This is a genomic window from Stenotrophomonas sp. PS02301, assembly GCF_029959485.1.
GTDB lineage: Bacteria > Pseudomonadota > Gammaproteobacteria > Xanthomonadales > Xanthomonadaceae > Stenotrophomonas > Stenotrophomonas maltophilia_Z.
Window position 1 is genome coordinate 1 of sequence record NZ_JASCOO010000023.1, and the last position, 12,192, is coordinate 12,192.

The 12,192-nt window shown below is 66.3% G+C and carries 11 protein-coding genes; 6 read left to right on the forward strand and 5 right to left on the reverse strand.

Annotated features, from left to right (window positions below; translation table 11 throughout):
* Positions 1-129 precede the first annotated feature (129 nt).
* Positions 130-1,503 carry an ATP-dependent protease ATPase subunit HslU gene (hslU, locus tag QMX81_RS08340; RefSeq protein ID WP_282260493.1) on the forward strand — a complete coding sequence of 458 codons (1,374 nt, stop codon included), beginning with the start codon at positions 130-132 and terminating at the stop codon, positions 1,501-1,503.
* A 293-nt stretch (positions 1,504-1,796) separates the two neighbouring features.
* Here the strand turns inward: hslU and QMX81_RS08345 are convergent, their stop codons facing one another.
* The gene (locus QMX81_RS08345; RefSeq protein WP_121039959.1) at positions 1,797-2,465 is read right to left on the reverse strand and encodes a TetR family transcriptional regulator; all 669 of its coding nucleotides are present in this window, start codon (positions 2,463-2,465) and stop codon (positions 1,797-1,799) included.
* 232 nt (positions 2,466-2,697) lie between these two features.
* Between QMX81_RS08345 and smeD the strand changes: the two genes are divergently transcribed.
* The 3 genes from smeD to QMX81_RS08360 are packed head-to-tail and all read left to right on the forward strand — an operon-like array spanning position 2,698 to position 8,428.
* On the forward strand, positions 2,698-3,876 hold the full coding sequence (gene smeD / locus QMX81_RS08350; RefSeq protein ID WP_123730148.1) for a multidrug efflux RND transporter periplasmic adaptor subunit SmeD: 1,179 nt from the start codon (positions 2,698-2,700) through the stop codon (positions 3,874-3,876).
* A 12-nt stretch (positions 3,877-3,888) separates the two neighbouring features.
* Positions 3,889-7,035, forward strand: a complete 3,147-nt coding sequence (gene smeE / locus QMX81_RS08355; protein ID WP_121039953.1) for a multidrug efflux RND transporter permease subunit SmeE — start codon at positions 3,889-3,891, stop codon at positions 7,033-7,035.
* Positions 7,028-8,428, forward strand: a complete 1,401-nt coding sequence (locus QMX81_RS08360) for an efflux transporter outer membrane subunit (protein ID WP_282260500.1) — start codon at positions 7,028-7,030, stop codon at positions 8,426-8,428. Before smeE ends, QMX81_RS08360 begins: the two co-directional genes overlap by 8 nt.
* Positions 8,429-8,470: 42 nt before the next feature.
* On the opposite strand, the gene QMX81_RS08365 is transcribed toward QMX81_RS08360, so the two are convergent.
* From QMX81_RS08365 to QMX81_RS08380, 4 genes are all read right to left on the reverse strand, one after another.
* On the reverse strand, positions 8,471-8,890 hold the full coding sequence (locus QMX81_RS08365; RefSeq protein ID WP_121039946.1) for a low affinity iron permease family protein: 420 nt from the start codon (positions 8,888-8,890) through the stop codon (positions 8,471-8,473).
* A 76-nt stretch (positions 8,891-8,966) separates the two neighbouring features.
* Entirely contained in the window at positions 8,967-9,299 is a 333-nt protein-coding gene (locus tag QMX81_RS08370) for a hypothetical protein (protein ID WP_019186055.1), read from the reverse strand.
* 62 nt (positions 9,300-9,361) lie between these two features.
* A complete protein-coding gene (locus QMX81_RS08375; protein ID WP_121039943.1) occupies positions 9,362-9,640 on the reverse strand; it encodes a hypothetical protein in 279 nt (92 codons plus the stop codon).
* A gap of 256 nt (positions 9,641-9,896) precedes the next feature.
* Positions 9,897-10,349, reverse strand: coding sequence for a nucleoside deaminase (locus QMX81_RS08380; protein ID WP_121039940.1), 453 nt, complete (start codon positions 10,347-10,349; stop codon positions 9,897-9,899).
* Positions 10,350-10,428: 79 nt separating this feature from the next.
* Between QMX81_RS08380 and ubiE the strand changes: the two genes are divergently transcribed.
* Positions 10,429-11,190 carry a bifunctional demethylmenaquinone methyltransferase/2-methoxy-6-polyprenyl-1,4-benzoquinol methylase UbiE gene (ubiE, locus tag QMX81_RS08385; RefSeq protein ID WP_070471930.1) on the forward strand — a complete coding sequence of 254 codons (762 nt, stop codon included), beginning with the start codon at positions 10,429-10,431 and terminating at the stop codon, positions 11,188-11,190.
* 68 nt (positions 11,191-11,258) lie between these two features.
* Complete coding sequence (locus tag QMX81_RS08390) at positions 11,259-12,125, forward strand: GGDEF domain-containing protein (RefSeq protein ID WP_121039934.1); 867 nt, start codon at positions 11,259-11,261, stop codon at positions 12,123-12,125.
* Positions 12,126-12,192: the final 67 nt, after the last annotated feature.

Sequence of the window (12,192 nt, forward strand, 5' to 3'; positions counted from 1 at the left end):
GTAGAGCCAGGCCTTGGGTGGCGGCGGTATCCGGTCAGCCACGCATGGCGTGGCTCCACATCAGCGTTACGTCGCTGCCAGGCAGGCCGGTGATACGTCATTCCACCCCATATCCTCGTGAGCACACCCATGCCGCACAAGATTGAAGTTTCTTCCGCCACCATGACCCCGCGCGAGATCGTGCAGGAACTGGACCGGCACATCGTTGGCCAGCACGATGCCAAGCGCGCGGTCGCCATCGCGCTGCGCAACCGCTGGCGCCGCATGCAGCTGCCGGCCGAACTGCGCAACGAAGTCATGCCCAAGAACATCCTGATGATCGGCCCGACCGGCGTCGGCAAGACCGAGATCGCACGTCGCCTGGCCACGCTGGCCAATGCGCCGTTCGTCAAGGTCGAGGCGACCCGCTTCACCGAGGTCGGCTACGTCGGCAAGGACGTGGAGCAGATCATCCGCGACCTGGCCGATACCGCGGTCAAGCTGTATCGCGAGCAGGCCAAGGTGCGCGTGCGCACCCAGGCCGAAGAGCGCGCCGAAGACCGCATCCTCGATGCGCTGCTGCCGCGCCGCAGCACCGGTATCGGCTTCGATGCCGAAGCCGCGCGCAATGAGCCGTCCGCGCAGGACAACGAGACCCGCATCAAGTTCCGCCGCATGCTGCGCAACGGTGAGCTGGACGAGCGCGAGATCGAACTGGAAGTGTCGGCCAATGTCAGCATGGACATCATGACCCCGCCGGGCATGGAAGAAATGGGCCAGCAGCTGCGCCAGATGTTCTCCAGCATGGGCGGCGCGAAGGCGCAGAAGCGTACGCTGTCGATCAAGGCCGCGCGCCCGCTGCTGATCGAGGAAGAGGCCGGCAAGCTGGTCAACGAAGACGACATCCGCAGCGCGGCGATCGAAGCCTGCGAGCAGCACGGCATCGTGTTCATCGATGAGATCGACAAGGTCGCCAAGCGCGGCGACAACGTCGGGGGGGGCGATGTCTCGCGCGAAGGCGTGCAGCGCGATCTGCTGCCGCTGGTGGAAGGCTCCAACGTGTCCACCAAGTACGGCACGATCAAGACCGACCACATCCTGTTCATCGCCTCCGGTGCGTTCCACCTGGCCAAACCCAGCGATCTGATCCCGGAACTGCAGGGTCGTTTCCCGATCCGCGTGGAGCTGGGCGCGCTGAGCAAGCAGGACTTCGTGCGCATCCTGACCGAGCCGAGGGCCGCGCTGACCAAGCAGTACGAAGCGCTGCTGCAGACTGAAGGCGTCTCGATGAAGTTCACGATCGACGCGGTGGACCGCTTGGCCGAGATCGCCTTCCAGGTGAACGAGCGCCAGGAAAACATCGGCGCGCGCCGCCTGCACACGGTGCTGGAGCGCCTGCTGGATACGCTGAGCTATGAAGCCCCGGACCGCGATGGTGAGACCATCAGCATCGACCAGGCCTACGTCGACGCGCACCTGGGTGAGCTGGTACAGGATCCGGACTTGAGCCGCTACATCCTGTAACGGCACGCAACGATCGGGTGGTAGGAAGAACGGCGGCACTTCGGTGTCGCCGTTTTTTTTGCTTCTTCTGTCAAACGCTGTCTCCGTTTGGGGCTGCCGGCCGCTACGGGGTCCGCGTGTGGTCCGCGCGCGGGAAAGGCGGCCTTTCTTTGGGCGCCAGTGGTCTGTACACGTTGGGGCGCGATGCCCTTGTGGGCGAACTCAAGGGGGAGGGGGCGGCCGCAGGCCGGCGCCGGAGGACATTCGCCGGCAAGGGCATCGCGCCCCAGCGCTCGACCAACCCGTCCTTCGCCTCAGGCGTCGTCGTCGGTTGGCAGGGCGGTCGGCGGGGCGCCCGGGGTGAATACACCCGGCTGCACGAATGCGCTGAGGATCGCATCCAGCGTCTGCGCGCCATCGCGCTGGATCTCGAACAGCTCCGGTTCCAGCATTGCGCTATACAGCACCCCGGTCAGGCTGGTGCTCACGATGCGCGCCACCGTGTCCACGTCCACCCCCTCGCGCAGCTGTCCCAACTCCCGCGCGCGCTGGAACGCGGCCGCGAAAATGCCCAGCTCCTCACGCGATGCCTCCAGCTGCAGCGCCTGCATTGCCTGGCTTTCCACAGACAGATCGTTGCGCAGCATGATTTCCATCATGTTGCGCAGGCGTTCGTCTTCGGCCAGCTCCCGGAAGGAGACCAGCAGCGCCGAGCGCAGGTCCAGGATCGGCGTGCTGCGCTTGGCCGAGGTGGTGCGACGCATCCGCTCGATGAACGGCACGCGCTCACGGTCGATCATCGCGGTCAGCACTTCGGCCTTGTTCTTGAAGTGCCAGTACACCGCGCCGCGGGTGAATCCGGCGCGCGCGCCGATCATCGCCAGGCTGGTGCCGGCGACCCCGTATTCATGGAAACAGACCTGGGCCGCATCGAGGATGCCCTCGCGGGTGGCCTGCGCCTCTTCTTTGGTTTTTCTGGCCATTGCGCTGTGCAGTTGCTGGATGAAACCGGCCTGAATTGTACCGCTTTACAAACAAACATGCATGTATGTATATTTGCGCCCCACTGATCCTCAGCGAGGACTGCCTGCGCGCGCCGGCGGGTCTCGTTTCGGATACTTGCCGTCATTTGCTGCCTGTTTGTCGTCATTCTTCGCTTTTATCGGAAGTTGGGCTGCAGGCGCGCCCTTTTTCCGTCTGCGAGCCCCTACCGCCATGTCCAGAACCCCGTACCGTCTTCTCGCGCTGTCCCTCGCGATCGCCCTGACCGTGTCCGCCTGTGGCGGTGGTGAGCAGGAGGGTCCGCAGGGCGGCCCCGGCCAGGTGACCGTGGCCACCCTCAAGGCCGAGCAGGTCGGCCTGACCCGCGAACTGCCGGGCCGCACCAATGCCTTCCTGGTCGCCGAAGTGCGCCCGCAGGTCAATGGCATCGTGGCCAAGCGGCTGTTCACCGAAGGCGGCCTGGTCACTGCGGGCCAGCCGCTGTATCAGCTCGATGACGCCAGCTATCGCGCCCAGGCCAACAGCGCCCGTGCCCAGCTGGCCCGCGCCGAAGCCACCGCCAATGCCGCACGCCTGAGCGCCAAGCGCATCGGCGAGCTGGCCAAGGTCGAGGCGGTCAGCACCCAGGACAACGAGAACGCGATCGCCGCGCTCAAGCAGGCCGAGGCCGATGTGGGCGCCGCGCGTGCCTCGCTGGACGCCGCCAACGTGACGCTGGGCTATGCCCGCATCACCGCGCCGATCAGCGGCCGCATCGGCAAGTCGTCCGTCACCCAGGGCGCACTGGTCAGCGCCGGCCAGGCCGAAGCACTGGCCACCGTGCAGCAGTTGAACCCGATCTATGTCGATCTGACCCAGTCCGCCAGCGAGCTGCTGCAGCTGCGCCGCGAGCTGGCCAGCGGCCGCCTGCAGGACAACCAGACCCTGCCGGTGACGATCCTGCTCGATGACGGCACCGAGTTCGACCACAAGGGCACGCTGGAATTCTCCGAAGTCAGCGTGGACCCGACCACCGGCAGCTACGCGCTGCGGGTCAAGGTCGAGAACCCGGACCAGGTGCTGATGCCGGGCATGTACGTGCGTGCCCAGGTCGGCAGCGGCGTGCGCGACAACGCGATCCTGGTGCCGATGCAGGGCATCGCCCGCGATCCCAAGGGCGATACCAGCGCCATGGTGGTCGGCAAGGACGACAAGGTCGAAGTGCGGCAGGTCAAGGTCAGCCGTTCGCTCGGCGACAAGTGGCTGGTGGAAGACGGGCTGAAGGCGGGTGACAAGGTCATCGTCGAAGGCCTGCAGAAGATCCAGCCGGGCATGCCCGTGCAGGCCACCGAAATGGGCGCGGCCCCGGCCAAGCCGGCCGCCGCGCCGGCGGCTCCCGCCGCCCAGCAGTAACCGGAGAATTCCATGGCACGTTTTTTCATTGATCGCCCCATCTTCGCGTGGGTGATTGCGATCATCATCATGCTCGCCGGTGGCCTGGCGGTGCTCAAGCTGCCGGTGTCGATGTACCCGGAAGTGGCACCGCCGGCCGTCGAGATCAGCGCCAATTATCCGGGTGCATCGGCCAAGGTGGTCGAGGATTCGGTGACGCAGATCATCGAGCAGAACATGAAGGGCCTGGATGGCCTGATCTACTTCTCCTCCAACAGCTCCTCCAATGGCCAGGCCACGATCACGCTGACCTTCCAGAGCGGCACCGACCCGGACATCGCCCAGGTGCAGGTGCAGAACAAGCTGCAGCTGGCCATGCCACTGCTGCCGCAGGAAGTGCAGCGCCAGGGCATCAACGTGGCCAAATCGAGCAGCGGCTTCCTGCAGGTGCTCGGCTTCGTCTCTGAAGATGGCAGCATGGATGCCAACGACATCTCCGATTACGTCGGCTCCAACATCGTCGATCCGCTGAGCCGTGTGCCGGGCGTGGGCAACATCCAGGTGTTCGGTGGCAAGTACGCCATGCGCATCTGGCTGGACCCCAACAAGCTGCACACCTACAAGCTGTCCACTGCCGAAGTGATCGCGGCGATCACCGCGCAGAACGCGCAGGTCGCCATCGGCCAGCTCGGCGGCGCGCCGTCGATCAAGGGCCAGCAGCTCAACGCGACCATCAACGCGCAGGACCGCCTGCAGACCCCGGAGCAGTTCCGCAACATCATCGTGCGCAGCGCGCAGGATGGTGCCGAACTGCGCCTGGCCGACGTGGCCCGCGTGGAGCTGGGCGCGGAATCGTACGACTTCGTCACCCGCTACAACGGCAAGCCTTCCTCGGGTATCGCGATCACCCTGGCCACCGGCGCCAACGCGCTGGCCACCGCCAACGGTGTGCGGGCCACCCTGGATGAAATGGCCCCGAACTTCCCGGCCGGCCTGAAGGCGGTGGTGCCGTATGACACCACGCCGTTCGTGCAGGTCTCGATCAAGGGCGTGATCAAGACCCTGATCGAAGCGATCGTGCTGGTGTTCCTGGTGATGTACCTGTTCCTGCAGAACTTCCGCGCGACCCTGATCCCGACGATCGCGGTGCCGGTGGTGCTGCTGGGCACGTTCGGCATCCTGGCCGCGCTGGGCTTCTCGGTGAACATGCTGACCATGTTCGCGATGGTGCTGGCGATCGGCCTGCTGGTCGATGACGCGATCGTGGTGGTGGAGAACGTCGAGCGGATCATGTCCGAAGAGGGCCTGTCACCGCTGGAAGCGACACGCAAATCGATGACCCAGATCACCGGCGCACTGGTCGGCATCGGCCTGGTGCTGTCGGCGGTGTTCGTGCCGATGGCCTTCATGAGCGGCGCCACCGGCGTCATCTACCGCCAGTTCTCGGCCACCATCGTCTCGGCGATGGCGCTGTCGGTGCTGGTTGCGATCGTGCTGACCCCGGCGCTGTGCGCCACCATGCTCAAGCCGCTCAAGAAGGGCGAGCACCACGTGGCCCACAAGGGCTGGTCGGGTCGCTTCTTCAACGCCTTCAACCGTGGCTTCGACAGCTCCAGCGCGAAGTATCAGCGTGGCGTGCGCGGCATCCTCGGCCGTCCGTGGCGCTTCATGGGTGTGTTTGCTGCGCTCGCCCTGGTGATGGGCCTGCTGTTCATGCGCCTGCCCAGCTCGTTCCTGCCCAATGAAGACCAGGGCATCCTGATGGCGCTGGTGCAGACCCCGGTCGGTGCCACCCAGGAACGTACGCTGGAATCGATCGACAAGCTCGAAAAGCACTTCATGGAGAACGAGGCCGACGCGATCGAGTCGATCTTCTCGGTGCAGGGCTTCAGCTTCGCCGGCATGGGCCAGAACGCGGGCATGGCCTTCGTCAAGCTCAAGGACTGGAAGGACCGTGATGCCGACCAGGGCGCGATGCCGATCACCGGGCGGGCGATGGCGGCGCTGGGCGGAATCAAGGATGCCTTCATCTTCGCCTTCCCGCCGCCGGCAATGCCGGAACTGGGCATCGGGTCGGGCTACACCTTCTTCCTGAAGGACACCAGCGGTGCCGGTCACCAGGCGCTGCTGGACGCACGCAACCAGCTGCTAGGCATGGCTGGGCAAAGCAAGCTGCTGGCCAACGTGCGCCCCAACGGCCAGGAAGACACCCCGCAGCTGCGCATCGACATCGACGTCGGCAAGGCGAGTGCACTGGGCCTGTCGCTGGAGGCGGTCAACACCACGCTGGCGGCGGCGTGGGGCAGCAGCTACATCGATGATTTCATCGACCGTGGCCGGGTCAAGCGCGTGTACGTGCAGTCCGATGCGCCGTTCCGCATGAACCCGGAAGACTTCAACCTGTGGTCGGTCAAGAACACCGCCGGTGAGATGGTGCCGTTCTCGGCCTTCGCCAGCCAGCGCTGGGACTATGGTTCGCCGCGCCTGGAGCGCTACAACGGCGTGTCCGCGATGGAAATCCAGGGCGAGCCGGCGCAAGGGGTGGCCTCGGGCGATGCGATGAACGAAGTGGAGAAGCTCGCCAAGCAATTGCCGGCCGGTTTCGACATCGAGTGGACCGCGCTGTCCTACCAGGAACGCCAGGCCGGTTCGCAGACGCCGCTGCTGTACACGCTGTCGCTGCTGATCGTGTTCCTGTGCCTGGCCGCGCTGTATGAAAGCTGGAGCGTACCGACCTCGGTGCTGCTGGTGGCGCCGCTGGGCATCCTCGGCGCAGTGCTGGCCAACACCATGCGTGGCATGGAGCGCGACATCTACTTCCAGGTGGCGATGCTGACCACGGTGGGTCTGACCAGTAAAAACGCGATCCTGATCGTGGAGTTCGCCAAGGAAAACCTGGAGAAGGGCGCGGGCCTGATCGAGGCGACGATGCACGCCGTGCGTGACCGTCTGCGCCCGATCATCATGACCTCGCTGGCCTTCGGCCTGGGCGTGCTGCCGCTGGCGATCGCCTCCGGTGCCGGTTCCGGCGCACAGCAGGCCATCGGTACCGGCGTGCTGGGCGGCATGCTGGTCGGCACGGTGCTGGGTGTGTTCTTCATCCCGCTGTTCTTCGTGGTGGTGCAGCGCGTGTTCAATCGTAAGAAGTACGGCAAGAACGCCGGAGGTTCCGATGCGTAAGCCCATGATGGCCAGCCTGGCGCTGGCCGTGAGCCTGGTGGTGTCCGGTTGCTCGACGCTGGAGCCGCGCAGCACCGAAGTCGCTCCGGCGATTCCCGCGCAGTGGCCGGCCACGGCCACCGCGGGGGCGGAGACCACCGCACCGATGGAGGTGGCCGACATCGGCTGGCGCGATTTCTTCGTCGATCCGCGCCTGCAGACGGTGATCACTCAATCCCTGGAGAACAACCGCGACCTGCGCGTGGCCGTGCTCAATGTCGAGCGTGCCCGGGCGCAGTACCGCATCCAGCGCGCTGACCGCGTGCCGGCGGTCGGTGTGCAGGGGCAGATGACCCGCAGTGGCGGCGATGCCCCGGTGACCGAGCAGTTCAGTGCCAACCTCGGCGTGGTCGAGTTCGAACTGGATCTGTTCGGCCGCGTGCGCAACCTCAGCCAGGCGGCGCTGCAGCAGTACTTCGCCGAAGCGGCCAACCGCCGCAGTGCGCAGCTGTCGCTGGTGGCCGAGGTGGCCAATGCGTGGCTGACCTTGGGCGCGGACAGCGAGCAGCTGCGGATCGCCCAAGCGACGCTGGCGACCTATGAGGACTCGCTGCGCCTGACCGAGGCCCGCCGCCAGCTCGGCGGCGCCTCGGCGCTGGAACTGAGCCAGACCCGCACCCTGGTGGAAACCGCGCGCACCGATGTGGCGCGCTTTGCCGGGCAGGTCGCGCAGGACCGCAATGCACTGGTGCTGCTGGCCGGTGGGCCGGTCGATGCCGCGCTGCTGCCGCAGGCGGAGGTGACCGAGGTCGCCAGCGTGCGGCCGCTGCCGGCCGGGATGCCGGGCGATGTGCTGCTGCAGCGGCCGGACGTGATGGCCGCCGAGCACGTGTTGCTCTCGGCCAACGCCAACATCGGTGCGGCGCGCGCGGCGTTCTTCCCGTCGATCAGCCTGACCGGCAGCATCGGGTCGGCCTCGTCGGAGCTGTCGGGTCTGTTCGACAGCGGCACACGCGTGTGGAGCTTCATTCCCAAGCTCACCCTGCCGATCTTCCAGGGCGGTAAGCTGCGCGCCAATCTGGGCATGGCCACGGCGGACCGCGATATCGCGCTGGCGCAGTACGAGAAGGCGATCCAGGTCGGTTTCCGCGAGGCGGCCGATGCCTTGGCGCTCAACGAGAGTCTGGATGCGCAGTTGTCGTCGCAGCAGGCGCTGGTGGCTGCCGCGGAGCAGGCGCAGCAGTTGTCGCAGGCACGCTATGACGCCGGCCTGGACAGCTTCCTGACCCTGCTGGATGCACGCCGTACCGCGTACACCGCACGGCAGTCGCTGGTCAGCACGCAGCTGGCCCAGCAATCCAACCAGGTGGCGTTGTACAAGGTGCTCGGCGGCGGTTGGCACGAGCGCGGGTGAATGATCCACGCGGGTGCGGCCACGTTGCCGCACCCGTGCCGCTCAGGGATCGTCTGCCCGGCCATCGCCGTGGCAGCGGCGCGCGCGATCCAGTGCGCTGCCGGCTTCGCGGGCCATCCGTTCGTACTCGCGGCGGATTTCTTCCAGGCGTTCTTCGTCCAGCTCTTCCAGATCGAGCAGTTCGTTGTTGGCCTCTTTCGTCGCGCGGATCAACTCATCGAGCTTGATCTGGATCGCAGCGGTATCCGCGTTCTGGCTGTGCTGGATCAGGAACACCATCAGGAAGGTGATGATGGTGGTACCGGTGTTGATCACCAGCTGCCAGGTGTCGTTGAACGTGAAGATCGGCCCGCTCAGGGCCCAGACGACCACGATCGTTACCGCCGCCAGGAAGGTCCACGGCGTTCCCGCCGCATAGGACGCCTTCTTGGCGACAAGGTTGAAGAGACTGCGCAGTTTCATGAGGCACGACAGGTGGGAGCCGAGGTGTCTGCATCATTGGAGGGGCGCCGTGCAGGCGCTGTGCAGCCGGCGCGGGTCAGACGCGGGCATGCAGCCGCGGGCGCGAGGACAGGTCCTGGCGGCCGGCATGGTAGACGTGTTCCCAGCACTGGTCGACGAACTGGCGAGCCTGTTCTTCGGACAGGCGCGGCATGATCTGCAGCGCGTAGTGGGTCTGGAACATTTCATCGCGCTGCTCATCGCTGGCACGCGGTTGCGTGATCAGCGAATCGCAGGCGAATTTGATCCACGGCACGTAATGGCCGAATGAGCCCGTCCCGAGGTTGCCGTCGGCGTGACGCTGGCGCCAGTAGCTGACTTCGGCGTCGACATCGATGACGGCAGGGATGGAGATCTGGGCGGAGGACATGGTCACTTCAATATGGGAAGAAGGGAATCTGGATGATGGCGTAGGGCGCGGTGCATGTGATGTCATGGCGATGTGGAGCCGGTGTGGCGGCGTTCGCCCCGTGGCTCGCCCAGCAGCTGCGCGTGGTGGACCACGCCCAGGCGTTCGGCCAGGGTCGCCAGCCGGTTGCAGACCGCGACGCGATGATGCGGATGGGACCGCGTCAACTCATCCTGGATCGCCTGGTAGGCATCCCAGAAAGGCGCGGCGTTGTGGTGGCGTGCGTAGTGCACCTGCAGTCTTTCCCACGCGTCCATCAACGCAGGTTCGACGGAGGAGGTGCGGCGGGTTTGGGCATGCATGACGTCTCCTCGACGATGGTGCCCCCTGTGCAACCACCTTAAGGCGTTCATGCAGCGCGGTTGTTAGTGCGGCGTGTTGGCGATGTCCCACGGCGGTGTGCGGCACGTGAGGGTGTCGCACGCATACATCCGTGGCACAGGGCGTTGCGACCCGCCTCGCTCACTGAAGCATTCAGAACGTTGCAGCGCCCGCGCGCTGCGTATCGGCATCACGCGGGCGGGTTCCGGGCGGATCCGCGCGGAACGGTGGCGTTTCTTACTCGCCGATGTCTTCGTTCCAGACCTCGGGATGGGCGCTGATGAAGCCGCCAAGCAGGTCGATGCATGCCTGGCTCTGCATGTCGATCACCTTGACCCCGTTCTCGCGCAGCCACGCGATGCCGCCCTGGAAGGTGACCGACTCGCCCACCACCACGGTGCCGATGTTGAACTGGCGCACCAGCCCGCTGCAGTACCAGCACGGGGCCAGGGTGGTGACCATGATGGTGTCCTGGTAGCGGCGCTGGCGGCCGGCCTTGCGGAAGGCATCGGTTTCGCCGTGCACCGAGGGGTCGCCTTCCTGGACGCGGCGGTTGTGGCCGCAGCCGAGCAGGCGGCCATCGTTGTGGTACAGCGCGGCCCCGATCGGGATGCCGCCTTCGGCCAGGCCCTGGCGGGCTTCGGCGATGGCGGTTTCGAGCAGGGCGGCGTAGTCGGGGGTGGTGATCATGCGCAATCCAGGAACGTGAAGGCCCCCATGATAGTGGGCGGCCTGCCGCAACGGCGCCGGCGGTGCGATAATCGTCCCCATGAGCGAATCCCCCTACAAGACTGGCACCACCCATTTCGGCTTCCGCGATGTCGCTGCCAAGGACAAGCAGAAGCTGGTGGGCGAAGTGTTCACCTCGGTCGCGCGCAGCTACGACCTGATGAACGATCTGATGAGCCTGGGCATCCACCGGGCGTGGAAGCGCTACTACGTCGCCACCGCGCAGGTGAAGCCGGGCGACCGCGTGCTGGATCTGGCCGGCGGCACCGGCGATATCGCCGCGCTGATCAAGGAGCGGGTGGGTGATGAGGGTGAAGTGGTGCTGGGCGATATCAACGCCGGCATGCTCTCCGTCGGCCGTGACCGGCTGACCAACCGTGGCCTGGTTGCAGGCCTGAACTACGTGCAATGCAACGCCGAGGCGCTGCCGTTCCCGGATGCGAGCTTCGATCTGGTCACGATCGCCTTCGGCCTGCGCAACGTCACCGACAAGGAAGCCGGCCTGCGCGAGATGCATCGCGTGCTCAAGGTGGGTGGCCAGGCGCGCGTGCTGGAGTTCTCCGAAGTCACCGCCGACTGGTTCAAGCCGATCTACGATTTCCACTCGTTCAAGATCCTGCCCAAGCTAGGCCAGCTGTTCGCGCGGGATGGCGACAGCTACCAGTACCTGGCCGAGAGCATCCGCAAGCATCCGCCGCAGGAGCAGCTCAAGACCATGATGGCCGAGGCCGGTTTCGAGCGCTGCCATTACAAGAACCTGACCGGTGGCATCGTTTCGATTCACTCCGGCTACAAACTTTGAGACAGCGGTCCGGTTCCCGCTGAGGGAGCTCGGCCACACTGCACGCAGGCTGTCGAAGAGGGCCTGCCATGCGTCTGTACCGCGGGCTTGCCCGTGTGTTTCCCCGCTCGTTCACCGCCAAGCTGATGGCGGTGGTGTTCCTTGGCCTGCACGTTCCGCTGCTGGTCCTGCTGCTGTGGATGGCCGCCACCGGCCACTATGAGCGCGGGATGATGTGGACCGTGGTCGGGGTGGTGCTGCTGGCCACGCTGCTCGGCACGGCGATCGCGATGATGGCGCTGTACCGCCTGATGGCGCCGCTGCGCCAGGCCGCCGATGCACTGGAGGCCTACTACGACGAGCAGCGCCTGCCGCATCTGCCCGATCTGGGCCACGATGAGATCGGCCGGCTGCTGCGCAGCATCAACCGCAATCTGCATGGCGTGGACGCCGGCCTGCGTGATCTGCGCCGCAGTGTGCTGCTCGATCCGCTCACCCAGGCCCTGAACCGGCGCGGCTGCGAGCAGGCGCTGGCTGAGTCCGCCGCCTGGGCCAGCGAGAAGGCCCGTCCGCTGACCCTGTTCGTTGTCGATCTGGACAACCTCAAGCCGATCAACGACGCCCACGGCCATCTGGCCGGCGACCAGGTGCTGGTGCGGCTGGTGGAGACCGCGCGACAGTGGCTGCGCGGCCCCGACTGGATCGGGCGCTGGGGCGGTGATGAGTTCCTGCTGGCCGTGCACGCCGATGGCAACGAGGCCGGCGAGCGGGTGACGCGCTGGCTGGCGCAGCTGGCCGCGCCCGCGCGTGCCGGTGACCCGCCGGTACGCGCCAGCGCCGGCGCGGCCGGGTATCGCCCCGGCGATGACCTGCGCGAGGCCTACCGGCGCGCCGATGCGGCGATGTACCGGGCCAAGTACGCCGGAGGCGGGCGCCTGCTGCGCGCCGAGGACTGAATGCGCGAACCGGCACGCATGGCCTGCGCGGGCGCCGGGGACAGGGGGTAAACTGGTCGTTTCACCC

Bases quoted from the DNA above. Each gene is read 5' to 3' on its own strand.
- QMX81_RS08345 (WP_121039959.1), bottom strand. From the start codon at position 2,465: ATGGCCAGAAAAACCAAAGAAGAGGCGCAGGCCACCCGCGAGGGCATC.
- smeD (WP_123730148.1), top strand. From the start codon at position 2,698: ATGTCCAGAACCCCGTACCGTCTTCTCGCGCTGTCCCTCGCGATCGCC.
- QMX81_RS08360 (WP_282260500.1), top strand. From the start codon at position 7,028: ATGCGTAAGCCCATGATGGCCAGCCTGGCGCTGGCCGTGAGCCTGGTG.
- QMX81_RS08370 (WP_019186055.1), bottom strand. From the start codon at position 9,299: ATGTCCTCCGCCCAGATCTCCATCCCTGCCGTCATCGATGTCGACGCC.
- ubiE (WP_070471930.1), top strand. From the start codon at position 10,429: ATGAGCGAATCCCCCTACAAGACTGGCACCACCCATTTCGGCTTCCGC.
- QMX81_RS08365 (WP_121039946.1), bottom strand. From the start codon at position 8,890: ATGAAACTGCGCAGTCTCTTCAACCTTGTCGCCAAGAAGGCGTCCTAT.
- hslU (WP_282260493.1), top strand. From the start codon at position 130: ATGCCGCACAAGATTGAAGTTTCTTCCGCCACCATGACCCCGCGCGAG.
- smeE (WP_121039953.1), top strand. From the start codon at position 3,889: ATGGCACGTTTTTTCATTGATCGCCCCATCTTCGCGTGGGTGATTGCG.
- QMX81_RS08390 (WP_121039934.1), top strand. From the start codon at position 11,259: ATGCGTCTGTACCGCGGGCTTGCCCGTGTGTTTCCCCGCTCGTTCACC.
- QMX81_RS08375 (WP_121039943.1), bottom strand. From the start codon at position 9,640: ATGCATGCCCAAACCCGCCGCACCTCCTCCGTCGAACCTGCGTTGATG.
- QMX81_RS08380 (WP_121039940.1), bottom strand. From the start codon at position 10,349: ATGATCACCACCCCCGACTACGCCGCCCTGCTCGAAACCGCCATCGCC.